22 protein-coding genes are annotated in these 26,970 nt (G+C 71.2%); 12 read left to right on the top strand and 10 right to left on the bottom strand.

Going from position 1 to position 26,970, the window contains the following annotated elements:
* Nucleotides 1–113: 113 nt before the first annotated feature.
* On the bottom strand, nucleotides 114–839 hold the full coding sequence (locus tag ACFUJR_RS32700; RefSeq protein WP_383164954.1) for a DUF6215 domain-containing protein: 726 nt from the start codon (nucleotides 837–839) through the stop codon (nucleotides 114–116).
* 555 nt (nucleotides 840–1,394) lie between these two features.
* Between ACFUJR_RS32700 and ACFUJR_RS32705 the strand changes: the two genes are divergently transcribed.
* The 3 genes from ACFUJR_RS32705 (at nucleotide 1,395) to ACFUJR_RS32715 (ending at nucleotide 4,739) form a co-directional block, all read left to right on the top strand.
* Nucleotides 1,395–1,790 (top strand): molybdopterin-binding protein, encoded by a 396-nt coding sequence (locus tag ACFUJR_RS32705; protein WP_383164951.1) that lies wholly within the window; start codon nucleotides 1,395–1,397, stop codon nucleotides 1,788–1,790.
* Between the two features lie 87 nt (nucleotides 1,791–1,877).
* Entirely contained in the window at nucleotides 1,878–2,699 is an 822-nt protein-coding gene (gene modA / locus ACFUJR_RS32710; RefSeq protein WP_383164949.1) for a molybdate ABC transporter substrate-binding protein, read from the top strand.
* A gap of 78 nt (nucleotides 2,700–2,777) precedes the next feature.
* Complete coding sequence (locus tag ACFUJR_RS32715) at nucleotides 2,778–4,739, top strand: ABC transporter permease (RefSeq protein ID WP_383164946.1); 1,962 nt, start codon at nucleotides 2,778–2,780, stop codon at nucleotides 4,737–4,739.
* 69 nt (nucleotides 4,740–4,808) lie between these two features.
* Here ACFUJR_RS32715 and ACFUJR_RS32720 read toward each other — a convergent pair whose 3' ends face one another.
* Nucleotides 4,809–8,912 carry a molybdopterin-dependent oxidoreductase gene (locus tag ACFUJR_RS32720; protein ID WP_383164972.1) on the bottom strand — a complete coding sequence of 1,368 codons (4,104 nt, stop codon included), beginning with the start codon at nucleotides 8,910–8,912 and terminating at the stop codon, nucleotides 4,809–4,811.
* A 223-nt stretch (nucleotides 8,913–9,135) separates the two neighbouring features.
* Here ACFUJR_RS32720 and ACFUJR_RS32725 point away from each other — a divergent pair, with 223 nt between their 5' ends.
* Nucleotides 9,136–9,351, top strand: a complete 216-nt coding sequence (locus ACFUJR_RS32725) for a hypothetical protein (protein WP_383164944.1) — start codon at nucleotides 9,136–9,138, stop codon at nucleotides 9,349–9,351.
* A 246-nt stretch (nucleotides 9,352–9,597) separates the two neighbouring features.
* On the opposite strand, the gene ACFUJR_RS32730 is transcribed toward ACFUJR_RS32725, so the two are convergent.
* Nucleotides 9,598–10,884: a serine hydrolase domain-containing protein gene (locus ACFUJR_RS32730; protein ID WP_383164941.1), complete on the bottom strand. Its 1,287-nt coding sequence runs from the start codon at nucleotides 10,882–10,884 to the stop codon at nucleotides 9,598–9,600.
* A gap of 276 nt (nucleotides 10,885–11,160) precedes the next feature.
* On the opposite strand from ACFUJR_RS32730, the gene ACFUJR_RS32735 reads away from it, so the two are divergent.
* Both ACFUJR_RS32735 and ACFUJR_RS32740 read left to right on the top strand, forming a co-directional pair.
* On the top strand, nucleotides 11,161–11,574 hold the full coding sequence (locus tag ACFUJR_RS32735; RefSeq protein ID WP_383164938.1) for a hypothetical protein: 414 nt from the start codon (nucleotides 11,161–11,163) through the stop codon (nucleotides 11,572–11,574).
* Between the two features lie 252 nt (nucleotides 11,575–11,826).
* Nucleotides 11,827–12,918 (top strand): Rieske 2Fe-2S domain-containing protein, encoded by a 1,092-nt coding sequence (locus ACFUJR_RS32740; RefSeq protein WP_383164935.1) that lies wholly within the window; start codon nucleotides 11,827–11,829, stop codon nucleotides 12,916–12,918.
* 219 nt (nucleotides 12,919–13,137) lie between these two features.
* On the opposite strand, the gene ACFUJR_RS32745 is transcribed toward ACFUJR_RS32740, so the two are convergent.
* Nucleotides 13,138–14,616: a glutamate--cysteine ligase gene (locus ACFUJR_RS32745; protein WP_383164932.1), complete on the bottom strand. Its 1,479-nt coding sequence runs from the start codon at nucleotides 14,614–14,616 to the stop codon at nucleotides 13,138–13,140.
* 223 nt (nucleotides 14,617–14,839) lie between these two features.
* Between ACFUJR_RS32745 and katG the strand changes: the two genes are divergently transcribed.
* The 4 genes from katG to ACFUJR_RS32765 all read left to right on the top strand — a co-directional run bounded on the left by katG (nucleotide 14,840) and on the right by ACFUJR_RS32765 (nucleotide 20,669).
* Nucleotides 14,840–17,029 carry a catalase/peroxidase HPI gene (katG, locus tag ACFUJR_RS32750; RefSeq protein WP_383164929.1) on the top strand — a complete coding sequence of 730 codons (2,190 nt, stop codon included), beginning with the start codon at nucleotides 14,840–14,842 and terminating at the stop codon, nucleotides 17,027–17,029.
* 628 nt (nucleotides 17,030–17,657) lie between these two features.
* On the top strand, nucleotides 17,658–19,499 hold the full coding sequence (locus tag ACFUJR_RS32755; RefSeq protein ID WP_383164926.1) for a DNRLRE domain-containing protein: 1,842 nt from the start codon (nucleotides 17,658–17,660) through the stop codon (nucleotides 19,497–19,499).
* Nucleotides 19,390–20,088, top strand: coding sequence for a DNA/RNA non-specific endonuclease (locus ACFUJR_RS32760; protein WP_383164923.1), 699 nt, complete (start codon nucleotides 19,390–19,392; stop codon nucleotides 20,086–20,088). The genes ACFUJR_RS32755 and ACFUJR_RS32760 overlap by 110 nt, the downstream gene beginning before the upstream one ends.
* Before the next feature lie 14 nt (nucleotides 20,089–20,102).
* Nucleotides 20,103–20,669: an SMI1/KNR4 family protein gene (locus tag ACFUJR_RS32765; protein ID WP_383164920.1), complete on the top strand. Its 567-nt coding sequence runs from the start codon at nucleotides 20,103–20,105 to the stop codon at nucleotides 20,667–20,669.
* Between the two features lie 156 nt (nucleotides 20,670–20,825).
* Here ACFUJR_RS32765 and ACFUJR_RS32770 read toward each other — a convergent pair whose 3' ends face one another.
* Both ACFUJR_RS32770 and ACFUJR_RS32775 read right to left on the bottom strand, forming a co-directional pair.
* Entirely contained in the window at nucleotides 20,826–21,323 is a 498-nt protein-coding gene (locus ACFUJR_RS32770; RefSeq protein ID WP_383164917.1) for a pyridoxamine 5'-phosphate oxidase family protein, read from the bottom strand.
* A 118-nt stretch (nucleotides 21,324–21,441) separates the two neighbouring features.
* The gene (locus ACFUJR_RS32775) at nucleotides 21,442–22,005 is read right to left on the bottom strand and encodes a DUF7010 family protein (protein ID WP_383164914.1); all 564 of its coding nucleotides are present in this window, start codon (nucleotides 22,003–22,005) and stop codon (nucleotides 21,442–21,444) included.
* Nucleotides 22,006–22,343: 338 nt separating this feature from the next.
* Between ACFUJR_RS32775 and ACFUJR_RS32780 the strand changes: the two genes are divergently transcribed.
* Together ACFUJR_RS32780 and ACFUJR_RS32785 are read left to right on the top strand one after the other, a co-directional pair.
* Nucleotides 22,344–22,595, top strand: a complete 252-nt coding sequence (locus tag ACFUJR_RS32780; RefSeq protein ID WP_383164911.1) for a DUF6400 family protein — start codon at nucleotides 22,344–22,346, stop codon at nucleotides 22,593–22,595.
* Nucleotides 22,579–22,806, top strand: a complete 228-nt coding sequence (locus tag ACFUJR_RS32785; RefSeq protein ID WP_383164908.1) for a hypothetical protein — start codon at nucleotides 22,579–22,581, stop codon at nucleotides 22,804–22,806. Before ACFUJR_RS32780 ends, ACFUJR_RS32785 begins: the two co-directional genes overlap by 17 nt.
* Before the next feature lie 5 nt (nucleotides 22,807–22,811).
* Here the strand turns inward: ACFUJR_RS32785 and hypE are convergent, their stop codons facing one another.
* From hypE to ACFUJR_RS32805, 4 genes are all read right to left on the bottom strand, one after another.
* Nucleotides 22,812–23,885, bottom strand: a complete 1,074-nt coding sequence (gene hypE / locus ACFUJR_RS32790) for a hydrogenase expression/formation protein HypE (RefSeq protein ID WP_383164969.1) — start codon at nucleotides 23,883–23,885, stop codon at nucleotides 22,812–22,814.
* Between the two features lie 4 nt (nucleotides 23,886–23,889).
* Nucleotides 23,890–25,059: a hydrogenase formation protein HypD gene (gene hypD, locus ACFUJR_RS32795; protein WP_383164905.1), complete on the bottom strand. Its 1,170-nt coding sequence runs from the start codon at nucleotides 25,057–25,059 to the stop codon at nucleotides 23,890–23,892.
* A complete protein-coding gene (locus tag ACFUJR_RS32800) occupies nucleotides 25,056–25,379 on the bottom strand; it encodes a HypC/HybG/HupF family hydrogenase formation chaperone (RefSeq protein ID WP_383164901.1) in 324 nt (107 codons plus the stop codon). The genes hypD and ACFUJR_RS32800 overlap by 4 nt, the downstream gene beginning before the upstream one ends.
* A 10-nt stretch (nucleotides 25,380–25,389) precedes the next feature.
* On the bottom strand, nucleotides 25,390–26,970 hold a 1,581-nt coding region (locus ACFUJR_RS32805; protein ID WP_383451016.1), incomplete at its 5' end, for a Sua5/YciO/YrdC/YwlC family protein.

Genomic DNA, 26,970 nt, shown 5'->3' on the forward strand with positions numbered 1-26,970 from the left:
GCGGAGGGAGGAGAGCGCAGCGGGCTGCGCCGACGACCGACAACGCGGCGAGCGTGCGTGCCAGACGCCGCCGGGCAGCCGGGACTTCGACGACAGGACCCAGCGGAGTCCGGTCACTGCCGTACGGCGCTCGCGGGGGTCCACCCCGGGAGCGTCGGCAGGACCGTTTCAGCGACCCGGAGCAGCACTGCGTCGTCCGGCACCGCGCCGTCCTGGCGCCAGAGGGTCACCTCGTAGGAGCCGCCGCTGTCCCTGGTGTCCCGGGCCACGACGATCGTGCGGGCCGGGACGCCGGGGCCGGTCTCGGCGTCGCTCCCGTCGAGGCGGAAGCGGATGCTGACGGTCTGGTCGGAGTAGAGGACCGCCGGGCGGCCCAGCACCGTTCGCTCCTCGGCGCCGTGCCCGCCGAACGGGGTGTATCCGGCCACCGGGCGTCCGTCGTAGGTGGCCGCCAGCGTCACGGTGTAGGTCGCGAACTCGACCTCGGACGTGGGCGTGGCGATGTCCCTGGCGGCGCCCGCGAGCTTGAGGGAGCCGTCGCTGCCGTGGGCGGACGTCGCCAGCTCCCCCGGGGTGCCCAGGAGCCGGGCGAGATCGGGGCGGTTCAGCGCCTCGCACAGCTGGTCGCCGGAGAGCCGCCCGCGCGCCTCGGCGGTCCTCCCCCGCGTCTCGGGTTCCCCGTCCGAGCACGCCGCGGCCCGCGGCGGGCCGCCACCCGTGTCGGCCGTCTCCCCCAGGGCCCACGCGCCGAGCCCCAGCGCCGGCACCAGCAACAGACCCGCGACGACCTGCCCCCACACGCCCGCGCCCCTCGGCAGCGCGTCGATGTCCTCCGCCATGTCCCCCACCCGCAGTGATCGCCCGACGAGCGCCGGGGCCGGGGCACATTAACCCGTGATCATCGGGCGGACAAGGGAGAGTCGCGGTCAGACCGACGGCGGCCAGGGAGGCATCGGAGAGGCAGCGGACCTGCCCGGAGTGAGTTCGCAGACCGTCCGCCGGTGCGCCGACGGAGGTCGGCTGCGCGTGGACCGCGGGTGAGGTCGACGGACGTCCCTGTCGACCTGCGCCACTCCCGGCGGCCGTCGGCGGCGGAGCAGCGCGGCCCGCGGGCCCGGTCGGCGATCCAGGCGGGACAGGTCGCGTTCCGTCGGATGGACCCTGGCCGGCACACGGCCGGTCGTCCCCTCCGACCAGGTGCGGGGCGCGCTGCGTCGGCACCGTCACGGGGATCCGGATGGGTGCCCGCCGAGCCCTCGACAGTGCGCCGGAGTCCTACGGAACCGTGGGAGCGTGCCGAGGTTCGTCCCTTCCTCCATACGACCTCGCATCCGCCATGGACAGTCCTACGGGTTTGTTGCAGATGCCAGCTGAATCGCTCTACCGTGTCGCTTATGCAGTCCTACACCATCGGGCAGGCGGCACGTCTGCTCGGCGTCAGCCCGGACACCGCCCGTCGCTGGGCGGACGCCGGCCGCGTCGCGACCCATCGCGACGAGAGCGGCCGTCGGCTCATCGACGGCCGGGATCTGGCCGCCTTCTCCGTGGAGATCGCCCAGAGCGGTGACGACGACGCCGCGGCGTCCTACACCTCGGCGCGCAACGCCTTCCCCGGCATCGTGACCGCGATCAAGCTCGGCGACGTCGCGGCGCAGGTGGAGATCCAGGCGGGCCCCCACCGGCTCGTCTCCCTCCTCACCCGGGAGGCCGTGGACGAACTCGGACTGGAAGTCGGCGTGCAGGCCACCGCCCGCGTGAAGTCGACCAGCGTGCACATCGACCGCACCTGACCCCTCACGCACGTTCCGAGCGGCGGCGTCCGTCACCGGCGCGGCTCGTCACACCATCCGTACGAGCTTCTCAAGGAGTCCCACCGCATGTCCCTGTCCCGCACGTTCACCGGCCGCCGCGTCGCCGCCGCCGTCGTGACGGCCGCCCTGCTCGTTCCCCTCACCGCCGCCTGTGGCAACGACGGCTCCGAGAGATCCACGGACGGCCCGGCCTCGGGGTCCTCGTCCACGTCGGGCGTGCCGAGGGCCGACCTCACGGTCCTGGCCGCCGCATCCCTGACCGACGTGTTCAGGACGGCCGGCGCCGCGTACGAGAAGGCGCATCCGGGCACGAAGATCACGTTCTCGTTCGCGGGCTCGCAGGAACTGGTGGCCCAGGTCGCGCAGGGCTCGCCGGCCGACGCCCTGGTCACGGCCGACACCAGGAGCATGGCCAAGGTGAAGGCGGACACCGGCGCTCCGGCCGTGATCGCCGAGAACCGTCTGGTCATCGTCACCGGCGAGGGGAACCCGCACAAGGTCGACGAGCTGAAGGACCTCGCGGACGCCAAGCTCAAGGTCGTGCTCGCCGCACCCGAGGTGCCGGCCGGCGAGTACAGCAAGCAGGTCCTCGACGCCCAGAGGATCACGGTGGAACCGGTCTCCCAGGAGCCGAACGTCCGCGCCGTGCTCAGCAAGGTCGAACTCGGCGAGGCCGACGCCGGTCTCGTCTACAGGACCGACGCCGAGAGCGCCGAGGACAAGGTCGACGCCGTCGAGATCCCGAACGCACAGAACGCGATCGCCCAGTACCCGGCCGCCGTGCTCAAGGAGTCCGAGAACGCGGAGGCCGCCGCGTCGTTCGTCGCCTGGCTGTCCTCCCCGGAGGCACAGAAGATCCTCCAGAACGCCGGCTTCCAGAAGCCGTAGCCGGAGCGGGGTGCCGACAGGGCTGCCCGTTCCGGGGAGACGGACAGCCCCTTCCCCTCCGACCCACAAGGACCGTCGATGAAGAGAACCGGCCGCCGCGCGCAGGGCGCCCGCGCGCCCCTCGCGCTGGCGATTCCCGCGCTGCTGGCCGTTGCCTTCCTCGTACTGCCGCTGATCGGCGTCCTCGTACGGACGCAGTGGGGCGAGCTGGTGGACCACCTCGGTTCCCCGGGCACGACGCAGGCGCTTCGGCTCTCCCTGGTGGTGTCGTTCTGGTCGCTCGGCCTGTCCCTGGTCCTGGGCGTGCCGCTGGCCTGGCTGCTGGCCCGCGTGTCCTTCCCGGGCAAGGCGATCGTCCGTTCGCTCGTCCTGCTGCCGATGGTGCTCCCACCCACCGTCGGCGGCGTGGCGCTGCTCCTCGCGTTCGGCCGCCGCGGGCTGCTCGGTCCGTGGCTGGAGTCCACCTTCGGCATCACGCTCCCCTTCCACACCTCGGGCGCGGTCCTCGCGGCGACCTTCGTCGCCATGCCGTTCCTGGTGATCAGCCTGGAGGGTGCGCTGGGCGGGCTGCGTCCCCGGTACGAGGAGACGGCGGCCTCGCTGGGCGCATCGCCGGTACGGGTCTTCTTCACCGTCACCCTGCCGATGGTCGCGCCCGGGCTGATCGCCGGCGCGGCCCTGACGTGGGCCCGGGCGCTCGGCGAGTTCGGTGCCACCATCACCTTCGCCGGGAACCTGCCCGGCGCCACGCAGACCCTGCCTCTCCAGGTGTATCTGCTGCTCCAGGACGAGCCGGAGGCGGCGACCTCCGTCTCGCTCCTGCTGCTCGTCATCGCCATGGCCGTCCTGATCGCGCTGCGCGGACGGTGGACCGGCCCTTCGGGGCGCGCCGAGCAGCGGCCGCCTCCGGTCGACGGGGTTCCGCCGGACGGGGCGCACGCGGACCCGGCTCCCCGGGACGGCTCCCTCGGCCCGGCCGAATCGCGGGCGTCTGCTCCTCGGGAGGAGTGGGCCCTGCACGCCGAGGTCACCGGCTTCACCCGTCTGACCCTGGACGCCGGGCCCGGCACGACCATCGCCGTCGTGGGCCCCAACGGCGCGGGGAAGACGACGCTCCTGCGGGCCCTCCTCGGCCTCACACCGCGCGCCCACGCGGATCTCCGCCTCGGCGACGTCGACGTGACCCGCCTTCCGCCGCACCGTCGGCGCGTCGCCTGGGTGCCTCAGGACGGCGCCCTCTTCCCCCATCTGTCGGCGCTCGCCAACACGGCGTACGGACTGCGCGCCCAGGGGGTGTCCCGGGCGGAGGCCCGGCGCACCGCACAGCGATGGCTCGACCGCCTCGGCGTGGGGCACCTCGGCCATCGGCGCCCCGCTCAGCTCTCCGGAGGCCAGGCCCAGCGCGTGGCGCTCGCCCGGGCGCTCGCCGCGCGCCCGCGTCTCCTGGTACTCGACGAGCCGCTCGCCGCCCTCGACCAGACCACGCGGGCCCATGTGCGCCACACCCTGCGCTCACACCTCCGGAGCTTCGGCGGCGTCTGTCTGATCGTCACCCACGACCCCGTCGAGGCCGTCTCCCTCGCGGACCGGGTCCTCGTGCTCGACGAGGGCCGCGCGCTCCAGGACGCCTCTCCCGCCGAGGTGAGCCGTCACCCGCGCTCGCCCTGGGTCGCCCGGATGCTCGGCCGCAACGCCTGGCCCGGCACCGCCACGGCCGAGGGCCTCGCGCTCGCCGCGGGGGGCACCCTGGTCGTCGCCGAGACGCTCCCGGCCGGTACGGAGGCGCTCGCCGTCATCGCGCCCGAGGCGGTCTCCGTCCACCGCGACAGGCCGGGAGGCAGCCCCCGTAACGTCTGGCCCGGCACCGTACGGGAGATCACGGCGAGCGGCAGCCGGCTCCGCGTGCTGATCACCTCGGACGAGGCGCCCGACCTCGTCGCCGAGATCACCCCTCAGGCCGCTGCCGAACTCGGCCTCGCCGACGGAACGGCCGTCTGGACCAGCGTCAAGGCCACCGAGGCGACCGCCGTGGCGCTCTGACGCCCTGGGGCGGGTGCGCGCACACAAGGCGGGTGCGCGCACAGAGGGGCGCGTAGGGGCGCACATGTGTCAGTAGACGTCGCGGACGTACCGCTTGCCGGCCGCGAGCTGCTTGACGTACACCGCCGCCCCCTCCTCGTCGAGACCGCCGTGGGCGACGGCGATGTCGCGCAGTGCACGGTCCACGTCCTTGGCCATCCGCGAGGCGTCGCCGCAGACGTAGACGTGCGCGCCGTCCTGCAGCCAGTTCCAGAGCTGGTGGCCGTGCTCGCGCATCCGGTCCTGGACGTAGACCTTGGCGCGCTGGTCACGCGAGAAGGCGGTGTCGAGCCGGCTGAGGGTGCCCTCGGCGAGGCAGGCGGTCAGCTCGTCCTCGTAGAGGAAGTCCGTGGCGCGGTGCTGCTCCCCGAAGAAGAGCCAGTTCGGGCCCACGTGGCCGCGAGCCCTGCGTTCTTCGAGGAAACCGACGAAGGGCGCCACACCCGTCCCCGGACCGACCATGACCATCGGCGTGGCGGGGTCCGCAGGAGGCCGGAAGTGGGGGGAGCGCTGGACGAAGACCGGCACGGCGGCGCCGAGCGGCGCGTCGGCGAGAAACGGCGAGCAGACTCCCTTGCGGGGGCGGCCGTGGATGTTCTCGTACCGGACCACGGAGACCGTCACCGCCACCTCGTCCGGGTCGGTGAGCGGGCTGGAGGATATCGAGTACAGGCGCGGCTGGAGGCGCTTGAGGACGCTCGCCCACTCCTGCGCGGTGGCGCGGACCGCGTGCTCGGCGATGACGTCGACGGCCTGCCGGCCCCAGGACCAGCGGGCGAGTTCGCCCTTGTTGTCGGGGCGCAGCAGTTTCTTCAGGTCGCGGTCGCCGGTGCGTTCGTTGACGAACGCGAGGAAGGCGGGGGTGAGCCGGGTGATGTCCAGGTGCCGGTGCAGGGCCTCGGCGAATCCGACCACGCCGATGCCCGCGACCTCGACCGTGGCGGCCGGATCGGCCCCGGTGACCGCCAGCCATTCGTTCACGAGGTCCGGGCAGTTGACGGGGTGCACACCGAGGGCGTCGCCGGCGTCGTAGCGGAGCGGAGTCTCGCTGTCCCGGGTGTCGAACGTGAACCGGCGGACCTCCTTGCCCGCCCCCTCCAGGCTGAGCAGTCGATTGCCCGTCAGCCGTGCGGTGGCGGGAGTGGGCCTGGCCGTACCGAGAGCCGCGCCGGGAGGGGCGGGGGCGGGGGCGGGAGCGGGAGCGGGAGCGGCGGACGGTGCGGCCTCGGACGCCGGCTCTCCGGTGAGCCGGTCGAGGACCTGCTCCAGCCAGGCGTCGGCGGAGTGCTCGTCATCCGGCTCGCAGTCGGTGCGCGGTGCCAGGCGGACGGCGCCCAGCTCGTCAAGGCGCCGGTCCAGGCGGCGACCGTGGCCGCAGAAGTCGTCGTACGCGGAGTCGCCGAGGGCGAGCACGGAATAGCGCCGGCCCTCCAGGCTCGGTGGGTCCCCGGCCGTGAGCGCGTCCCAGAAGCCGGTGCCGTTGTCCGGGGCGTCGCCGTCGCCGAAGGTGCTGGTGATGAGCAGGAGGTCGGCGGTGGGCGGCAGGGACTTGGGATCGGTGCCGTCCATGCCGAGGAGCGCGGCTCGGTGGCCCGCCGCGGAGAGCCGCTCGGCGGCGGACGCGGCGAGCCCTTCGGCTCTGCCCGTCTGGGAGGCCCAGAGCACGACGACCTCACGTCCGGTGGTCGTGTTGCCCACCACGGCCTCCGCGACGGACTGCGGCGCTCGGGAGTACAGGCCCGCGAGCACGCCGTTCACCCAGCGCGCGTGCTCGTCGCTGAACGGCGCGCCCGGCGGCAGTACGGGAACACCGGGCGCCCCGGACGCCAGCCCCGCGAGGAAGCCCAGCAGATACCGGCGTTCGTGCTCGGCGAGCGCGGGCGGGGGTGTGGTGTCCAGCCCGAAGACGGCCGCCGCGCCAGGCAGGACGGCGGAGGGCGCGTGCGTGAACGGCCCGGAGATCGCGGACGGCCCGACGACCGGGAACGGCCCGACGACCGGTACCGGCTCGACGAGCTGTACCGGCTCGACGAGCGCGGGCAGTTCTTCCGCGCGGGCCGCGACCTTCGTCAGGGTCACCGCGCACATCTTGAACTCGGGCTGGAGGGAGAGGGGGTCGACGGCGTCGTTGGTCACCGCGTTGATGCTCACGTACTCGCCGAACAGGTCGTTCCAGTGGAACGGCGCGAAGCAGCAGCCCGGGCGCACCCGGTCGGTGACGACCGCGGGCAGCACGGCCCGGCCGCGCCGCGAGGCGACCTCGACGGAGTCGCCTTCCGCGATGCCGAGGCGTTCCGCGTCCTCCGGGTGGATCTCGACGAACGGCCCGGGGGCGAGCCGGTTGAGCGCGGGTACCCTGCCGGTCTTGGTGAGGGTGTGCCACTGGTGCTGGAGCCGCCCGGTGTTGAGGACGAACGGATAGTCGTCGTCGGGCATCTCGGCCGCCGGAAGGTGGGGGCGGGCGAAGAACACCGCGCGTCCGCTCGCCGTCGGGAACACCGGACCGCCGTCCTCCCCGAGGTAGCGGATCGGGTTGCGGTCCGGGCCGTCAGCGGCCGGAGCGGGCCACTGGACGGGCGTGGCGCGCAGCCGCTCGTACGTCACGCCCCGCAGGTCGTACCCGGTCTTCGGGTTCGCGGCGCGCTTGATCTCCTCGAAGACGTCCTCGGCGCTGCCGTAGGTGAACGCCTCCTCGTACCCCATCGCGCAGGCGATCCGCGCGATGATCCGCCAGTCCGCGAGCGCCTCCCCCGGTGGATCGACGGCGGGCCGGGCGAGGGTGAGGGTGCGCTCGCTGTTGATCAGTACGCCCTCGGTCTCGGTCCACAGGGCGCCGGGCAGTACGACGTCGGCGTAGGCGTTGGTCTCGGTGTCGGCGAACACGTCCTGTGTGATGACGAGTTCGGCCGCCTCCAGGCCCTCGATGACGGTGCCGCGGTGGGCGACGGAGGCGACGGGGTTGGTGCAGATGATCCAGCAGGCCTTGATCTCGCCGTCGGCCATGCGCCGGAAGAGGTCGACGGTGCCCGTGCCGGATCCGTCCTCGCGCACGGTGCCGGGCTCCAGCCCCCACAGCTCCTCGACGAACGCCCGGTCCTCGCCGACGAGCAGGGAGCGCTGTCCCGGAAGGCCCGGTCCCATGTACCCCATCTCCCGTCCGCCCATGGCGTTGGGCTGACCGGTGAGGGAGAAGGGGCCGCTGCCAGGGCGGCAGATCGCGCCGGTCGCCAGATGGAGGTTGATCAGGGCGTTGGTGTTCCAGGTGCCGTGCGTGGACTGGTTGAGCCCCATGGTCCAGCAGCTCGTCCACTCCCCCGCCGTGCCGATCCACTCCGCCGCGCGCCGGATGTCGGCCTCCGGCAGCCCGGTGATCGCGGCGACCTTCGCGGGCGGGTAGTCGGCGAGGAAGCCCGGCATCGCGTCCCAGCCCTCGGTGCGCTCGGCGATGAAGTCGGCGTCCGTGTGCCCGTTCTCGTGCAACAGGTGGAGCAGCCCGTTGAGCAGGGCCAGGTCCGTGCCCGGGGTGATCTGGAGGAAGAGGTCGGCCTTGTCGGCGGTCGCGGTGCGCCGCGGGTCGACGACGATCAGCCGGGCGCCCGCCTTCACCCGCTCCATCATGCGCAGGAAAAGGATGGGGTGGCAGTCGGCCATGTTCGAGCCGATGACGAGAAAGACGTCGGCCCACTCGAAGTCCTCGTACGAACCGGGCGGGCCGTCGGCGCCGAGGGAGAGCTTGTAGCCGCTGCCCGCGCTCGCCATGCACAGCCGGGAGTTGGACTCGATCCGCCGGGTGCGTATGTAGCCCTTGGCCAGCTTGTTCGCGAGGTACTGCGCCTCCAGGCTCATCTGCCCGGACACGTACAGCGCGACGGCGTCCGGTCCGTGCTCGTCGATGACGGCCCTCAGGCGCAGGGCCGTGCTCGTGATCGCCTCGTCCACCGGGGCGGGCAGGGGCTCGGCCCCGCGGTCCGGGCGTACGAGCGCGGTGGTCAGCCGGCCCGGCGCGGCGAGCATCTCGGCCGTCGTCGCGCCCTTGGTGCACAGCCTGCCGCGGTTCGCGGGGTGTGCCTTGTCCCCCGAGGCCTTGAGGACGGTGCGACGGCCGTCGGGGCCCGCGGCGATGTCGAGGAGCAGACCGCAGCCCACGCCGCAGTAGGAGCAGACGGTGCGCACCTGGGCGACAGCGGCCGACGAGTCCTGTGGGAGCACGGGCTGGGCCTCTCTGTCGATCGAGCGTGGCCCCGACGGTACGCGTCGTCCGTTGCGTCGGTGTGACCACGGACGATCATGCTCGGTAACGCTCGTCACACACCCGACCGGCCGACGGTGTGAGTCGGCGGGCCGACAGACGTGCCTGGTGGTGGCCCTGCGAGGCCCGGAGAGTCAGGTCCTCTGCCTGGAGGCGGACGGCGAGGTGCGGGGGCGCGGGATCCCGGACGGGGCGACCGTCGACCTGATGAGTGTCGGCGTGCGGCGTGCGGCGTGCGGCCGGCCGGAGGTCCGTCGCCTCGGTTCCGAGACCCCGGCGAAGATCGAAATCGTGGAGCGCCGTGAGGCCGCGACGAGCGCGTGACACGCCGGAGGCGGCGACCCGGCCCCGCACGGGGAGGGCTGCGTGGCCGAGCACGGGGGCCGGCGTGGCCGAGCACGGGGGCCGGCGTGGCCGCCGCGGAATATGCCCGCGGTTCTTTCGTGCACGGCTCTTCTGCGCGCCGACGGCCGGTGGCAGGGTGGGGGTACGCGGTCCTCGCCATGGCCCCCGAGGTGGATCGCGCCCGGCCCCGCCCGCGACTGCGCGCGGGCGGGGCGGGGTCATGGGTCAGCCGCGCTCGGGCAGGTCCTGCTCGGCCGGGAGCACCGAGAAGCCGCGCTCCGCCGGGGACGCGGACTTCGCCGTCGCCGGCTTCTTGCCGCAGAACGCGGCCTCCAGCGTTCCGCCCAGGGCGGTGTTGGCCACACCCCGGTTCGAGGTGTTCGCCATCGCGGCGAGGCTGCGCCGGCCGTCCCGCGTGGCGAAGGCGTAGGTGTAGAAGCCCTGCACGGTCCCCGTGTGGCCGAACACCTGGGTGCCGCAGGACAGGTCGTAGCGGCGCAGACCGAGGCCGTAGAACCGCGTGTTGGTGGCGTCCGTCGGGGTGACGGTCGTCATCGCGTCGAGCATCCTCGGCGACAGCAGCCTGCCCCGCATCAGCGCGGTCATGAAGGTGTTCAGGTCCGCCGGGTTGGAGATGATCGCCCCGGCCGACTGCGCCCAGGACACGGTCTGCTCGGTGGAGTCCACGAGCGCCGCGCCGGCCTCGTCGGGGTGCAGGTAGCCGCGCGCGTGCAGCCCGGCGATCCGGGTGTCGGGGTGCACGTACGAGGTGTTCCGCAGGCCCAGCGGCTTGATGATGCGGCGCTCGTACTCCTGGGCGACCGGACCGCCGGCGATCTTCTCGATGAGCATGCCGACGACCACGAAGTTCGTGTTCGAGTACTTGTACGCCACGCCGGGCTGCGTGGTGCGCGGCTCGGCCAGGGAGAGGTTCACCAGCTCCTGGTAGCTGAAGACACGGTTCCGTACGGCCTCGAAGCCGGGGACGGTCTGGTTGAACATCTTGTCGGTGTAGTCCGCCAGCCCGCTGCGGTGGGTGAGCAGATGGCGCACGGTGATCTTGTCGTCGGGCAGCAGCCCGGGCAGGTGGCGGTTGACCGGCGCGTCCAGCTCCAGCTTGCCCTCGTCCACCAGCTGCAGCAGGACGACGGAGGAGAAGGTCTTGCTGACGCTGCCGACCCGGAAGCGCGCGGCGGCGTCCATGGGCGCGCCCGAGACGCGGTCGCGGACACCGAGGGTCTCCGTCCGCACGACTCGCGGTCCGGTGAACCGGGCCATGGCGCCGGGCGCGCCCTTGTCCATGGCCGCGTTCAGGGCGGCGGCCACGCCCTCCATGTCGGGGGCGGGGCTGGTGGGGCGGGCAGCCGCTGCCGCGGCGGCCGCGTCGGAGGTGGTGACGGTGGCGGGAGCGGCCGGTGCGGCGACCGCGCCGGTTGCGGGGACGACTCCGGCGGCGAGGGCGGCGAGCAGGGTGGTGCTGAGGGCAAGGCGTCGATGGGACGACAGGGGCACGTTGATTCCTCGACTCGTTCGACACGGCACACGGCTGCGGTGCGCCGTGAGGCTCCGGAGGACCCGGCCGCGGCGCGCGCCGTACCCGGAACCCACGGATCATGAGTGCCAACGCGACGGGTTCGGTTCCGACACGGGCCCACAAGATCCGGAGCGCGCCACTCCACCCGTCGTCGACGTGCGCCCGGGGTGGCGCGGGGTCAGATTGGATGTACCCGACTCGTCGCGCCGAGAGGTGTCCCGGCGGACAGGCCAGACGACAGGGAGGAACCTGTCATGACCACACAAGTGAGCGAACCCGGCCGGAGAGAGACCACGCACAGCAGCGGCTGGCTGGTGTTCGCCGCCGTGATCATGCTCTTCAGCGGCATCATGACGCTGCTCGGAGGCATCTCGGCCATCGCCGAGGACGACGTGTTCATCGCGACCCGCAACTACGTCTACGAGCTGGATCTCACCGCATGGGGCTGGATCCATCTCATCCTGGGCATCGTGATCGCACTCACCGGGTGCGCCCTGTTCACGGGCGCCACCTGGGCGCGGATCGTGGGAGTGGGGCTGGCGGGCCTCAGTATGATCGCCAACTTCATGTGGCTGCCGTACACACCCGGGTGGGCGCTTGTGTTCATCGCGCTCGACGCCCTCATCATCTGGGGGCTGTGCGTCGCTCCCCGTCCGGCGAGGGGCTGACCAGGCCGACACCGGCGCGGCCCCGGGCGAGGCGGCCGTCACCCCGCCGGCCCTGGTGCCGGTCGGTTCGGCCGTCGTCCTCTCCCGGCCGTGACACCCGCCGTGAGCTGGAAGGGGTCACGGCCGGGACGACGAGGAGGGCGGGGCGCCGGCGGTGACGGCCCGCCACCCGGTGGCCGAAGCGTCCCCCCGCTGCCACCCTGCAGAAGAAGACGTTCCGCAGCGAAGGCCCGCCCGGCGAGGGAGTGATGAATGACCGAGGCGCAACCACGGCGTACGACCGACGAACAGTCCGGGGCACTCACCGACCTCCGGAGAATCGGAATCCATCCCGATTTCTGGTATCCGGTCGCCCTGTCGCGGAAGGTCCCCAGAGGAAAGGCGTTCGCGGCCGTGTTCGCGGGCGAACGGATCGCCCTCTACCGCGGTGCCAGTGGTGAGGTCTTCGCGCTGGAGGACCGGTGCGCACATCGTCAGGTACCGCTGAGCATGGGAGTCGTGGAGGGCGAGACGCTCCGATGCTGCTACCACGCGTGGGCGTACCGCGGAAACGGGCGCATCTCGCAGATCCCCTATCTCCCGAAGGGGGTCGACCGGCCGCCGCGCGGCGTACGCGCCTTCCCGGTCCGCGAAATGTACGGACTGGTGTTCGTCTTTCCCGGGGATCCCGAGAAGGCGGCGACGACTCCGCTTCCCGAGTTGCCGGAGTTCCACTCGCCCAAGCACAAGACCATGACGTTCTCGCGCACCGTGCGGTGTCACTACACCTTCATGCACGAGAACCTGCTCGACATGAACCACCAGTTTCTCCACCGGGGGGTCCTGGGAAAGATCCGGCCCGAACTCCTGGGTTACGACACCGGGCCGCGGTTCGTCGAGGCGCGCTATCTCTTCGTTCCCGGCGGCGGCAGGAAAGACCGCGGCGCCGGGCTGCTGTCCGCCGAGGGGATCGGCGGTGCCGACTCCCCCGACGTCGTGACCGTACGCACCGAATACCCGTACCAGACGCTCCAGGCGGTGCCCACGCATTCCGAACTCCCCGCGTTCTCCCTCTGGGTCGCCTATGTGCCGGAGGACGCCGAGCAGCGCACCAACCACGCGTACGGGCTCCTGATGATCGCGAAGCCGTCGGTCCCGGGAGTGCTGGACCTCGCCTGGCCGTTCATCCGCCGGTTCACGGAACGGGTGTTCGCCCAGGACCGGATGGCGGTGGAGGCCGAGCAGCGGGCCTGGGACGAGCAGGGCGGGGACCGGAATCACGAGGTGTTCCCGCTGATCCTGGACGTCCGGAAGGTGCTGCGCGCCAACGGCGTGCCGATCACAGCGGACACGATCTCCCCCTGACCGGCCCGGCCCGTACCGGAACGCGTCGCCGGCGCCGCAGCCTCGGCGGGCGGCGTCCGGGTCGACCGGCGTCGCCCCGAGCGACCGGGCCGCGGACGGCGAGCCGGGGCGACGTCTGTCGAGGCACGTGGCGTCGTTGCCGCGATCACCGGCGGCCAGGAGCCACTCCGAGCGCGTCACGTCGCGTCGCCGGCCCTCCGGGAGGTCTCCGGGGTGGTCTCACTCGACCGGCCAGGTGTGCGCCGGAGCGTTCAGATGCATGTACTCGATGTACTGCTGGGTCATCCGTCGCAGCGCCTGGTGGCGGTCCGCATGGGAGATGTCCTGGATGTGGTGGAACATCTCGGACTGCCACACCGCGCCGTTACGGCCGGTGACGCAGCGCTGCTCGATGATACCGAGGAGCGGCTCCCGCCAGCCCGCGTCCATGCCGAGCCGTTCGAGCCCGCGGTCGGCCAGCGGCAGCAGTCGCCGCAGGACCAGTTCGGTCGCCGGGACCTCGCCCATGCCGGGCCAGTACAGCTGCGCGTCGATTCCGTGCCGGGCCGCGGCGTGGAGGTTGTCCTCCGCCGCCGCGAACGACATCCGCGACCAGACGGGCCGGTCCTCGTCGACGAGGGCGCGGACGAGCCCGTAGTAGAAGGCGCCGTTCGACAGCACGTCGGCCACCGTGGGGCCGGCTGGCAGCACCCGGTTCTCCACCCGCAGATGCGGCACGCCGTCGACGACGGCGTAGACGGGGCGGTTCCAGCGGTAGACCGTCCCGTTGTGCAGGGTGAGCTCGGCCAGTCCCGGGGTCCCGCCACGTTCGAGCGTCTCCTCCGGGTCCTCGTCGTCGCAGAGCGGCAGCAGGGCGGGGAAGTACCGCGTGTTCTCCTCGAACAGGTCGAAGACGGAGGTGATCCACCGCTCGCCGAACCAGACCCGGGGCCGTACGCCCTGCACCTTGATCTCGTCGGGCCGGGTGTCGGTGGCCTGCTCGAAGAGCGGGATGCGTGTCTCGCGCCAGAGCTCCTTGGAGAACAGGAAAGGCGAGTTCGCCGCCAGGGCCACCTGCACGCCGGCGATGGCCTGTGCGGCGTTCCAGTACTCCGCGAACTCGTCCGGTGAGACCTGAAGGTGGAACTGCGTGCTGGTGCACGCCGCCTCCGGCGTGATCGTCTCCGCGTAGGTCCGCAGTCTCTCCACGCCGTCCACCGAGATCAGGAGGTCTTCGCCCCGCGCGGAGAAGATCTGCTCGTTCAGCAGGTGGTACCGCGGATTCTCGGAGAGCGAATCCGGGCCCGCGTCCTTCAGCTCCAGCGTCGGCAGAATTCCGATCATGACGAGATGGGCGCCGATCTCCGCGGCCTTCTCCTCGGCATGGTTGAGCGCGTTGCGGATTTCCTGCTCCCAGGAGTCGGGGCCACCCGCGGTGAGCCGCCTCGGCTCGACGTTGATCTCCAGATTGAACCGGCCCAGCTCGGTCGACCAGGCGGGATCCGCTATCGCGTCCAGAACCTCCGTGCTGCGCATGGCGGGCTCGCCGGTTGCGTCCACGAGATTCAGTTCGATTTCCAGACCGACCTGCGGCCGTTCGAAATCGAACCTCGACTCGCGCAGCATCCGCGCGAACACGTCGAGGCACGAGTGCATCTTGCTCCGGAACCGGCGACGGTCTTCACGGGTGAACTCCAGCGCCGGGACATCACGTCCCATTCTGCCCTCCCGGTTCTCCTCGGAACGGGCCCCCAGCTCTCTATCAGCGTCCCACTCCCGGGGCGGCACAACCACCGAAGCCGCGATCCGCCGCCCGTGGCGCCGCTTTTTCCGGCGTGCCTTACCCGGGCGTGCTCTGCGTGTTCCCGTGCGGTGCGGTCCCCCGTGCGCGACCATACGGACGCCACCTGCAGGAAATCACGAGACAGGAAGAAGGACGGACGTGTCCGGCAGCGAAAGCGAAAACCCGGTAATTCCCTCCCCCACCCCTACGCCGGATCGCCCCAGGACGAACCGGGACTGGTGGCCGAATCAGCTCGACCTTCAGGTCCTCCACGCGCACTCGCCGCAGTCCAGTCCGATGGACGGCGACTTCGACTACGCGAAGGAATTCGCGACCCTCGACGTCGACGCGCTGAAGCGGGACGTCATCGAGGTGATGACGACGTCGCAGGACTGGTGGCCCGCCGACTACGGGCACTACGGACCGCTCTTCATCCGGATGAGCTGGCACGCGGCGGGCACGTACCGCATCGAGGACGGCCGCGGCGGTGGCGGCTCCGGTGCCCAGCGCTTCGCCCCGCTCAACAGCTGGCCGGACAACGCGAGCCTCGACAAGGCGCGCCGTCTGCTCTGGCCGGTGAAGCGGAAGTACGGCCGGAAGATCTCCTGGGCCGACCTTCTGGTCTTCGCCGGCAACTGCGCCATGGAATCGATGGGGTTCAAGACGTTCGGCTTCGGCTTCGGTCGCGAGGACATCTGGGAACCGGAGGAGATCTTCTGGGGTCCCGAGGACACCTGGCTCGGCGATCAGCGCTACAGCGGCGACCGGGAACTGACCGGTCCGTTCGGTGCCGTGCAGATGGGCCTGATCTACGTCAACCCGGAGGGGCCCAACGGCAATCCCGACCCGATCGCGGCGGCGCGCGACATCCGCGAGACGTTCGCGCGCATGGCCATGAACGACGAGGAGACGGTCGCGCTCATCGTCGGCGGCCACACGTTCGGCAAGTGCCATGGCGCGGTGGATCCCTCGTACGTCGGTCCGGAGCCCGAGGCCGCCCCCGTCGAGCAGCAGGGCCTCGGCTGGCGGAACACGTCGGGCACCGGCAAGGGCCCCGACACGATCACCAGCGGTCTGGAGGGCGCCTGGACCTCCGACCCGACGAGGTGGGACAACGGGTACCTGGACAACCTGTTCACGTACGAGTGGGAGCTGACGACGAGCCCGGCCGGGGCCCAGCAGTGGACCCCGACGGACCCCGCGGCGCAGGGCACGGTGCCCGACGCCCACGACCGGTCGAAGAGCCACGCGCCCATGATGCTGACGACGGACCTCTCGCTGAAGATGGATCCGGTCTACGCGCCGATCTCGAAGCGCTTCCACGAGAACCCCGAGCTGCTCGCGGAGGCGTTCGCCAAGGCGTGGTACAAGCTGCTGCACCGTGACATGGGGCCCGTCTCACGCTACCTCGGCCCGTGGATTCCCGAGTCGCAGCTGTGGCAGGACCCCGTGCCCGAGGTCGACCACGAGCTCGTCGGCGACGCGGACATCGCCGACCTCAAGCGTCGGATCCTCGACTCGGGGCTGTCCGTCTCCCAGCTGGCCGGCGCCGCCTGGGCGGCGGCGGCGAGCTTCCGCGGCACCGACAAGCGCGGCGGGGCGAACGGGGCGCGGCTACGGCTCGCGCCGCAGAAGGACTGGGAGGTCAACGACCTCCCCGAGGTGACCGAGGTGGTGCGCACGCTCGAGCAGGTCCAGCAGGAGTTCAACGGCTCGCAGTCCGGAGGGAAGAAGGTCTCCCTCGCCGACCTGATCGTGCTGGGTGGCTGCGCGGCCGTCGAGCAGGCCGCGAGGAACGCCGGGCACGACGTGACGGTTCCGTTCGCGCCGGGGCGCACGGACGCCTCGCAGGAGCAGACGGACGTGGAGTCGTTCGCCGTGCTCGAGCCGAAGGCGGACGGGTTCCGCAACTACCTGCGGACGGGCGAGAAGTTGTCGCCGGAGACCCTCATGCTGGACCGCGCCAACCTGCTGACGCTGACGGCTCCGGAGATGACGGTGCTGACCGGCGGCATGCGGGCCCTGAACACCGGTTTCAAGCAGTCCCCGCACGGTGTGTTCACGGACAGGCCGGAGGCGCTGACCAACGACTTCTTCGTCAACCTGCTCGACATGGACACGGAGTGGAAGCCGTCGGCCTCGACGGAGAACGTGTACGAGGGCCGGGATCGCGCCACGGGCGACGTCAAGTGGACCGCGACCGCCGTCGACCTCGTCTTCGGTTCGCACTCCCAGCTCCGGGCGATCTCGGAGGTGTACGCCTCCGAGGACGCGGGCGAGAAGTTCGTACGCGACTTCGTGGCGGCGTGGGACAAGGTGATGAACCTCGACCGGTTCGACCTCGCCTGAGCCGGCCGGACCCCGATGTCCCGGCCGGCCGCCCGCGCCTGAGCCGACCGGGACATCACCGGCCGACACCGCGTCCTGGCCACTCCGTGCGCTCCCGCGCCGACCGCCGCCCCCCTCGGACTCGGCGCCCGTCCCGCCGTGGCCACGGAACCCACCCGCTTCGACGCGCCGCCCACCACCCCTACGGGCAGGCACCCCCGGGGACGACGTGATCATCGGCGCCCCGTGCCGCGACGTGATACCGACGGCGGGGGCGGCAACGACCTGATCTGCGGTACGGCGACGGCGAGCCGGCACGGGCACCGAAATCGGCTGCGTGACCTGACCCGGCGGGACGGCGCGTCGACCACGGCGCCGCCCCGATCCCGCGGTCGCTGGCGCTGGCCCGAACTCGCCGCCCACAAGTCGGCGGTGACCGTGATCTCGACCACAACGCCGAGCAGTTCGGTGGAGGATTCGGCAAGTACGTCACCACATGGGCGATATGACATCCCGCAGGTCAGCAGCGGTTCTGTGATGATTCCGGACGAAGTTTGTGAGTCTGCTGTGAGTCCGTACAGGACTGCCCCGACTGATCTACTTTGTGGGGGCATTCACGGTGGGTACCACCCGTCCATTCGTCATATCCATGGCGATCACCATGACCGTGCTCGCGGGCACGGAGCAGGCTGCCATGGCAGCCGGCCACTGGTCCGGGGCCAGACCCGGCCTGACCGCCGGAGAGAGACCCGAGCAGGGCTGGGGTTCGGCCCGAGGCCGGGGGCACAACGCTTCCGGCGACGCCACTGACGCGGCCGCGGCCGGAGGGCGCGACGGCGCCCTGCGGGCACCCGGCGAACTCGCGCCGGACACCGGCACCAGCCGCCTGAAGCTGGGCAAGGGGCCCAAGGAGGGCGGCGCCCTTCCGTACCGCACGGTGCCCTCGCCGCACCGGGACGCACCCAAGGGCTTCGACTCCAAGACCAGTTCCGAGGTCACGGGAAAGCGAACCGAGCGCGGCCGCACCTTCCTCAACAAGGACGGCACCTACACGACCCGGTTCTTCGACGAGAAGGTCAACTTCCGTGCGTCCGACGGCACGTGGAAGGGCATCGACACGCGCCTCGCGAAGGCCCCGGAGGATGCGCGGACCGGGAGCACCGAAGCATCCGGCTGGCAGACCCGGTCCACCGAGGACAAGATCCACTTCTCTGAATTCGCCGATGCGGAATCGTTCCTGCGTCTCGCCGTCGACGACAACACCTCGATCGGCTACTCGATCGAGGGCGCGGCCCGCTCGCTGGGCCGTGTCAGCGGTAGCGTGATCACGTATCCGGAGGTCCGCCGCTCGACGGACGTGGAGCTGATCGCAGGCAGTGACTCCGTGAAGGAGACGCTGATCCTCAAGGACAAGGACGCGCCCACCGAGTGGCGCTTCCCGCTGGCCCTGAAGGGTCTGACGGCCAAGCTCGACGCGTACGGCGGCGTCGTCTTCCACGACGGCGCGGGCCGTCAGAAGGGGTGGATGCCGGCCGGCTGGATGGAGGACTCGAAGAAGGCGCCGAACTCCGACGAGGGCGTCATCTCCTCCGGCGTCACCTACGACCTCGTGCGGGAGCGCTCCCGTCAGGTCCTGGTCGTGAAGCTGGACCGAAAGTGGCTGTCGGCCCCGGAGCGGGTCTTCCCCGTGAAGGTCGACCCCTCGGTGGACGGCCTCCAGGCGGCCTCCAGCACGCATGTCGAGGCGCCGTACAACCAGAACTTCTCCAGCGCCACCGAGCTCAAGGTCGGCACGTACGACAACGGCGGCCACAAGGCAGCCTCCTTCCTGAAGTTCAACGGCCTGGACACCACCCTCAAGAACGCGTTTGTCATCAACGCGAACCTGAGCCTCCTGAACACGTTCTCGTACTCGTGCACCGCACGCCCGGTGACGGTTCACGAGGTCACCTCGAACTGGTCCGAGAGCAGCACCAGCACCTACCCCGGCCCGGCGACCGGCGGCGCTCTGGGCTCCAAGTCCTTCGCGCAGGCCTGGCGTCCGGAGGGCCCCGCCGGACCCGCCGCCGAACCCGCGCAACGACTGCATGCTCAAGCCCTGGCAGGCCAAGTGCAAGGGCGGCGGCGGTGGCGGTGGCGGTGGCGGTGGCGGTGGCGGCAACAACTACAAGGGAGGCGGACGCGGCGGAGGTACCTCCACGCTGACGCGCCCGAAGCCGACCGCACCCCCGAGGCCGAAGGTCCCGCAGAACCCCTACGCGGGCCCGAACCCGATCCCGGTCCCGAAGCACATCCCCAAGCCGGACTGGAACCCGACCCAGGCCATCTGGACGGCCGCCCAGGCCGTCGACATGGTCGTCAGCAGCACGAACCTCCTCGCCATGCTCGCCGGCCAGGACACGTTCAGCCCCGACCAGACCCCGGACACGCAAGGTGCCCCGGGCACCGACCCGGGGCCGGGGGCCGGTGGCCAGCAGGACGATCCTCGTGACTGCAGAACCAGGGGTCAGCAGAGGATCGACTACGGAACCCTCGACAGCGACAACGGCAACCGTCCGACGGGTATCACGGCCTGCCTCGACAAGAGCAGGCTGCAGCAGGGCAGCGAGGCCAAGCGGCACCTGACGAAGGGGTACCTCTGGGCTCAGGATTTCGTCGAGTCCCACGGCTTCGACCGGTCGGGCGACATCAATGCCTGTCACCTCTTCGCAGGCACGCTGGGCGGGGACGGCGCCGAGCCGAAAAACCTCTCAGCATGCGCTCGGCCGGCGAACGCCTATTACACGAAGGGCAGCATTCACCGGAATGACAAGCCCATGCGCTACTACGAGGCGATAGTGAAGAAGGAGGCACAGAAGACCGGGGTGGTCGTCGAGTACAAGGTGACGCCTAAGTACGACGGCCCCCGTACCGTCCCGTACGAGTACAGGATCGACGTCACCACGTGGCACAACGGAGTGCGGACCAAGCTCTTCGAAGATGCCGTTGTCGAGAACGAGTTCAAACCCTCGTCTCAGTACAACCTGGGCCGACAGACGGACGCAGACGGCAACCCCGTACCGACGGGCAACACGAAATAGAGGCGGAGTTCAGAGTGTCGATCGATGTACTGCTTTCGCTGATGCCTCCGCACGCCGGAGCTGGTTCGGTGATCGACTGGGACACGACGGAACAGGTGTGGGGAACTCCGTTTCCCACGGACTACAAGGAGTTCGTGAAGCACTACGGAGCCGGGTCCATCGAGAACTTCCTCGCGGTACTCCAGCCGTCCCCGGACGGCTCGGGCCGCATGGCCGACGAGACATCCGTGGCGCAGGAGCTGTGGGAGGAGTTGGAGGGAATCCCGGGCGTAGAGACCGAGTCGGATCGGATTCTGGCCTGGGCGATGGACGGTACGGCGGATCTGCTCTGCTGGATGCGCACGGAGGACGATCCGGACGAATGGCCAGTCGTCGTGTACAGACGACTCGAAGACGCCTGGCAGCTGTACGAATGCGGCATGGTGGAATTCCTCACCCGTGTCTTCCGGGCCGAGTTTCCGCAGAACCCGCTTTCCGCAACGGCCATGTGGGGAGTCCCTACACCGCTGTTCCTGACGCGCCGCGAGGCGACGCGGATCAGGGAATCGGGCCGGGACCCCTGGGAAGGCGTCGTCGAGTAGCTGGTGTCGGCAGCCGCTCGACTAGGGGCTGCACCGTCTGATGCGGCGCTGGACGGAGGCCGTCGGGGTCAACCCGGCGGCCTCTGTCGTACCCGGAGAGCGCCGCCACCACCACGGGCTCAACCGTCAGAACGTGCGGGCGGGCGGACACCGCCATCACACGCCCCCGCGGTCCTCGCGACGCTTCAGCAGTTCCTCGACCGCCGTGGGCAGCGTCGTCTCGAAGTCGATCAGCTTCGCCCAGGTCGGCGTCACGACGATCCGGACCATGCCGTCGTACAGCGATCGGACCTCGGTCTCCCACTCGGCCCGCTGCTCGGGCGTCATCTCGTAGGTGCCGTTCGTCTGGAGGAACTCGTCCGGGATGCCCTCCACGACGTCCAGCTCGGCCCGACCGCGGAGCAGCAGGATCTTGGGCGGGTGCACCTCGGTGTCGATCGTCAGGGCGACCGCAGGGTTGCGGCGGAGAGCCGGAAGCTTCGGGGCGTTCTTCGCCGTGCACATCACGACTTCCGTGCCGTTCCACATGAAGCCGATCGGAACGACCCGGGGCGCACCGTCCTTGCCCACGTACGCCAGCCGGGTCAGGTCGCGGGCCAGGAGCTCCCGGCTGAGGGGACGGTTCAGGATCTCGGCGATCTCGCTGGGCTGCACGGTCGGGGCCACCTTCCCTCGGTCGTTCGGCGCGACAGACTCCCACCGCCCACGCTGCCCTGACGGCGGCCCGTACGACGCGAACACGGCCGCGGCATACGCCGAACGGGCCTGCGCGTCAGCCGCGCAGGGTCACATGGAAGGACGAGGCCCACAGGACGACAGCCGCCCCCAGGCCCACCACCGTGCGGATCGTCCCTGCCGATGTCCCGGCCGTCAGGACTGCGAGTCCCACCAGTGCGACCGCCGTCAGAAAGATCGCGGTCCACCTGTACTGCCCCTGGCCGAAGAGGCGGGCCAGCGGGAAGAAGTGCAGGCCCACGACGAGGCAGATCCCGACCGGGATGAATTCCGGGTGATTCGAGGCGTTCGACGCGGCGATCACGACGAAGATCGCCACCAGCTCGGCCAGGTTGACCAGGCCGACTCCTCTGTTCCACTTCTCCGGCAACCGCACCGGACGCGTCACGGGACCCGCCGCGCCCCGGAAGGCGAGCACCACCGCGCCGACCGTCACGCAGGCCGCGACGACGCCGATCGCGCCCGACACCGGCACCGCCGCGATCCCCGAGCCGCCCGCGAGGGCCCACACCAGGGCGAAGACGGCGAGCACGATCGCGCCCCGGCGGCGCAGATCGCGTGTGAGGGCCAGGCACTCCGCGTCGGAGGTTTCCGTAGTCATGGCGCGGACACTACAACGATGATCCGACCGGTTCGGCAGCTTTTCGACGGGGAGTGCTTCACGGCCCGATCGCTTCAGCCCGCCTGCCCGGTTTCGCATGAGATGCGCCACAGTGTGCGAAGGCGCGGAGATCCACCGTCAGCGGCCTCCGCGCCGTACACCCCTTCATTCGCACCGTTCCGGGGCCGGCGTCGCCCGATGCCCGCGCCGTACGCGCACCCCGCTCCCGTCTCACCGGGCAGGCCCGCCCTTTCGCACCCCCTGCTCCCTCTGATACACGTGGCGGAACCTGTTCGATTTTCGGATTTCCTCCGGAAGTGTCATCGAAAGCACTCCCCATGAACCACGGCACCGACCCCGACCACGTCCCCTTCACCATCGACCTCACCCTCGAGGAAGCCCGCCGCCGGGCCGAGGTCGTGGCGGCGCTGGGGCCCGACTGGGACCCCGTGGCCGTGCTGCGTGAGGAGGAGGCCGCGTACGCCCTGCTCTACTCCGGTCTCGACGAGGAGCAGCAGCGGATCCACGCCATGCTCGTGGCGGAGGGTGTGCTGCCGGGACAGGAGCCGGGTCGTGCGTCTTCCCATTGATCCCCACGCCGACCGGGCCCGCCGCGCCTGGGTCGCCTGCCCCGGATGCGACGACGCCCGTGACTGCACGCCCTGCACGGAGCGCCGCAACTGCTCGGAACACTGGCGCTACCTGATCTCCAACAAGGGGCCTCGGGTCCATCTGCAGTGCCCGAACTGCACCCACACCTGGACCCTCGACACCTCGCGCCACCGCCGCGCCCGCGGCTGACCCCTTCAGCAGATCCGCGGCAGCTGCTCCCCGAGCGGCATGTCCACCACACGCGTACCACCGAGGCCGGTACGGGCGACCACCATGCCGGGGTGCGCCTCCACGGCCTCGCCGATGACGGCCGCCCCGGTGCCCAGCGGGTGCGCCCGCATCGCGGCGAGTACGGCGTCGGCGTGCTCACGCGGGACGAAGGCCACCAGCTTGCCCTCGTTCGCCACGTACATCGGATCGAGGCCGAGCACCGCGCACGCGCTCGCCACGGGGGCCGGGACAGGGACGTCCCGTTCCTGGACGACGACTCCGGTGCCCGACGCGGCCGCGATCTCGTTGAGCGAGGCGGCGAGCCCCCCGCGCGTGGGGTCACGCAGCACGTGCAGGTCCGGGGTGACCGCGAGCATCGCCTCGACCAGACCGCCGAGTGCGGCACAGTCGCTCTCGATCTCGACCCCGAACTCCAGGCCCTCGCGTACGCTCATGATCGCCACGCCGTGGACGCCGATGGGGCCGCTGACGATCACCACGTCGCCGGGTACGACGCGCTGCGGCCGGAGATCGATCCCGGCCGGGATGAGGCCGATGCCGGAGGTGTTGATGTAGATGCCGTCGCCGTGGCCTGCCTCGACCACCTTGGTGTCGCCCGTGACCACCTCCACGCCCGCCGTCCGCGCCGCCGCGCCGAGCGCCTGGGCGACGCGGGTCACGACGTCGGTCTCCACGCCCTCCTCCAGGATGAACCCACAGGAGAGGTAGGCCGCGCGGGCGCCGCTCATGGCGAGGTCGTTCACCGTCCCGTTGACGGCCAGGTCGCCGATGCTGCCCCCGGGGAAGAACAGCGGGCGTACGACGAAGGAGTCGGTGGAGAACGCCAGCCGGGCGCCGCCGAGTTCGACGGTCGCGGCGTCGGTGGTGACCGAGAGCGCGGGTCCGCCGAAGGCCGGCGCGAAGATCTGCTCGACCAGTTCGGCGGAGAGCGCGCCTCCCCCGCCGTGGCCCATCACCACGCGCGGCTGGTCCCGCAGCGGCGCCGGGCATGTCCAGGCGAGCATGTCGGGCGCCTCGCCCGGAGCGGTGTCGCGCATCAGCTCAGACAACGGAACTTCCCTCCAGGGCCGCGGACTTCTGTGCCGGGGACGACTCTCCCGGGGACTTGTGTGCCGGAGTGCCGAGGTCGAGCCGCCGGTAGAGGTAGTACGCGGCGCACGCCCCCTCGCTGGAGACCATCGTGGCGCCCAGCGGTGAGCGGGGCGTGCAGGTCGTACCGAACGCCTCGCACTCATGGGGTTTGAGCAGCCCCTGCAGGACCTCGCCGCTCCGGCACTCGGCCGGCTCGCGCGTGGTGATCCCCTCGACGGAGAACCGGTGCTCGGCGTCGTACGCCCGGTACCGCTCCGACAGCTTCCAGCCGCTGTCCGGGATGACGCCGATCCCGCGCCACGCGCGGTCCGTGACCTCGAAGACGTCGTCCAGCATCGCCCGCGCGGCCGGGTTGCCCTCCGCAGGCACCGCCCGGGGATAGGCGTTCTCGACGGTGCGCTCCCCGCGCTCCAGCTGGCGGACGGTGCGCCGTACGCCTTCGAGGATGTCCAGCGGCTCGAAGCCGGTCACGACGATCGGCACCTGGTGGCGTTCGGCCAGTTCGGGGTACTCCACCGTGCCCATCACGCTGCACACGTGCCCCGCCGCGAGGAAGCCCTGGACACGGCAGTCGGGGGAGTTCATGATCGCCTCGATGGCCGGGGGCACCCGGACGTGGGAGACGAGCAGGCTGAAGTTGCGGATGCCCAGCTTGCGCGCCTGATGGACCGTCATCGCGTTGGGCGGGGCCGTCGTCTCGAACCCGATGCCGAAGAAGACCACTTCGCGGTCCGGGTTCTGCTCGGCGATCCGCAGCGCGTCGAGCGGCGAGTACACGACCCGCACGTCACCGCCCTGCCCGCGGACCTGGAACAGGTCGCGGTCGGTACCGGGTACCCGCAGCATGTCCCCGAACGAGCAGAAGATCACCCCGGGCCGGGACGCGATCTCCAACGCCTTGTCGATCACCTCGAGTGGCGTCACGCACACCGGGCAGCCCGGACCATGAATCAACTCGACCTCTGGAGGCAGCAGTTGGTCGATTCCGTGCCGGATGATGGTGTGGGTCTGGCCTCCGCAGACCTCCATCAGCGCCCAGGGCCGCGTCACCGTCGCGCGGATCTCGTCGAGCAGCCGCCGGGCCAGCTCGGGGTCCTGGAACTCGTCGATGTACTTCACCGCCGCACCTCTCCGGCCACGCCCTCGTGCGCCGGCCGCTCGTCGTCTACCGTCATTCCGGCGGCCGACTCCCACGGGTCGCCGAACTCCTCCTGGAGCATGCCGAGCGTCTCGAACAGCTCCAGCGTCCTCCTGGCCGACTCCTCGTCCAGACGCTGCAGGGCGAACCCCACGTGGACGATCGCGTACTCACCGGGCTTCAGGTCCGGCAGGTACTCCAGGCACACCTCCTTGACCACGCCGCCGAAGTCGACCGTGGCCATCCGGGTGCCGTCCCGCTCCTCGACGTCCAGCACTCTTCCGGGTACCGCCAGGCACATGGGTGTCTCCTCACTGTCGCTCTCGTCGTGGCGTGCCGGGGACGGCCGCGGGTCGGTCCGTGACGCCCGAGCGCGCCGATGGGTCCGTGACGCGGCCGGCCACGACGAGCTGGCCGAGGGCCAGACCGCCGTCGTTCGGCGGGATGCGCCGATGGCGCAGCACGGTGAAGCCGTCCTCCCGCAGTCCCCGGGCGCAGGCGGAGGAGAGCACCACGTTGGCGAACACTCCCCCGGTCAGTGCGACCGTCTCCACCCCGGTCTCGCTGCGGGCGGCGGCGCAGATCGTACGTACCAAGCGCGCCACGGCGTGGTGGAACCGCGCGGCGACCACGGCGGCGGGGGTGCCGCCGAGCACGTCCTCGACCACCGCCGCCAGCAGGGGCGCGGGGTCGGCTGCGAGCGGTTCACCGGGTCGCCGCGAGCCCGACCGGAAGGCGTAGCGTCCGTCCTCCGGCAGGGCCGGTTCGCGCAGGGTGGCGGCCTCCAGCTCGATCGCGGCCTGGGCCTCGTAACCGGCGTGGTGGCAGATCCCCGCGAGGGAGGAGACGGCGTCGAAGAGCCGCCCCATGCTGGATGTGGGCACGCAGTTCAGTTCGCGCGTCAACTGGCGGGAGAGTACGGGAAGTTCTCCGGGCGGGCAGGCTCGGGTGCACGGCAACCGGGGATCGGCGGCCAGGCCGGCGGCCCGCAGGTGGGCCAGGGCCATCCGGTAGGGCCGTCGTACGGCAGCGTCTCCACCGGGGAGAGGAACGTAGGCCAGGTGCGCGAACCGTGAGAACCCGGCGTAGTCCGCCATCAGGAACTCGCCGCCCCACACGGCGCCGTCCAGGCCGTATCCCGTCCCGTCGAAGGCCACTCCGATGACCGGCTGCGTACCGTCGAGGCCGTTCTCGGCCATCGCCGCCGCGACGTGCGCGTGATGGTGCTGCACCGGTACGACGGGACGCCCGGCGGCATGGCCGTGCGCCCATCGGGTGGACCGGTAGGCGGGGTGGAGGTCGGCGGCGAGCCGACCGGGGCGTACCCCCGTGATGGATTCCAACTGCCGCTCGGCGGAGGCGAGGGCGAGTTGGGTGGCGAGGTCGTCCATGTCGCCGATGTGGGCGGAGAGCCATGCCTGGCGTCCCTCACCGAGACAGAACGCGTTCTTCAGGTCCCCTCCCACGGCGAGCGCGGGGGCGACCTCGACGGGCAGCGTCACCGGCAGCGGGGCGTACCCCCGCGACCGCCGCAGCGTCAGCTGCTCGCCGTCGCAGACGCGGACGACCGAGTCGTCGCAGGGCACGTGAATGGGGCGGTCGTGCAGCAGCCAGGCGTCCGCCAGGCCGGCGAGTCCGGTCAGCGCCTCGTCGTCGTCGGTGACGATGGGTTCGCCGGAGAGGTTGCCGCTGGTCATGACCAACAGCCGCGGGCCCTCCCCGTCCGGTGCGCCGAGACCGAGGAGCAGGTGGTGCACGGGGGTGTACGGGAGCATGAAGCCGAGGTCCGGGCTGCCTGGTGCGACAGCCTCCGCCGGGGCGGCCCCGTGGCGCGGCCGTGCGTCGTCACGGCGCCGCAGGAGGACGACGGGGCGCACGCTGCCGGCGAGGAG

Source organism: Streptomyces sp. NPDC057271, from assembly GCF_042668715.1.
Lineage (GTDB): Bacteria > Actinomycetota > Actinomycetes > Streptomycetales > Streptomycetaceae > Streptomyces.

Excerpts from the sequence above, each read along its gene's own strand:
- ACFUJR_RS32775 (WP_383164914.1), bottom strand. The coding sequence starts at position 22,005 with ATGACTACGGAAACCTCCGACGCGGAGTGCCTGGCCCTCACACGCGAT.
- ACFUJR_RS32760 (WP_383164923.1), top strand. The coding sequence starts at position 19,390 with ATGCTCGCCGGCCAGGACACGTTCAGCCCCGACCAGACCCCGGACACG.
- hypE (WP_383164969.1), bottom strand. The coding sequence starts at position 23,885 with ATGCGCGACACCGCTCCGGGCGAGGCGCCCGACATGCTCGCCTGGACA.
- ACFUJR_RS32800 (WP_383164901.1), bottom strand. The coding sequence starts at position 25,379 with ATGTGCCTGGCGGTACCCGGAAGAGTGCTGGACGTCGAGGAGCGGGAC.
- ACFUJR_RS32700 (WP_383164954.1), bottom strand. The coding sequence starts at position 839 with ATGGCGGAGGACATCGACGCGCTGCCGAGGGGCGCGGGCGTGTGGGGG.
- modA (WP_383164949.1), top strand. The coding sequence starts at position 1,878 with ATGTCCCTGTCCCGCACGTTCACCGGCCGCCGCGTCGCCGCCGCCGTC.
- ACFUJR_RS32735 (WP_383164938.1), top strand. The coding sequence starts at position 11,161 with ATGACCACACAAGTGAGCGAACCCGGCCGGAGAGAGACCACGCACAGC.
- ACFUJR_RS32740 (WP_383164935.1), top strand. The coding sequence starts at position 11,827 with ATGACCGAGGCGCAACCACGGCGTACGACCGACGAACAGTCCGGGGCA.
- ACFUJR_RS32705 (WP_383164951.1), top strand. The coding sequence starts at position 1,395 with ATGCAGTCCTACACCATCGGGCAGGCGGCACGTCTGCTCGGCGTCAGC.
- ACFUJR_RS32745 (WP_383164932.1), bottom strand. The coding sequence starts at position 14,616 with ATGGGACGTGATGTCCCGGCGCTGGAGTTCACCCGTGAAGACCGTCGC.
- ACFUJR_RS32780 (WP_383164911.1), top strand. The coding sequence starts at position 22,344 with ATGAACCACGGCACCGACCCCGACCACGTCCCCTTCACCATCGACCTC.
- ACFUJR_RS32755 (WP_383164926.1), top strand. The coding sequence starts at position 17,658 with ATGGCGATCACCATGACCGTGCTCGCGGGCACGGAGCAGGCTGCCATG.
- ACFUJR_RS32715 (WP_383164946.1), top strand. The coding sequence starts at position 2,778 with ATGAAGAGAACCGGCCGCCGCGCGCAGGGCGCCCGCGCGCCCCTCGCG.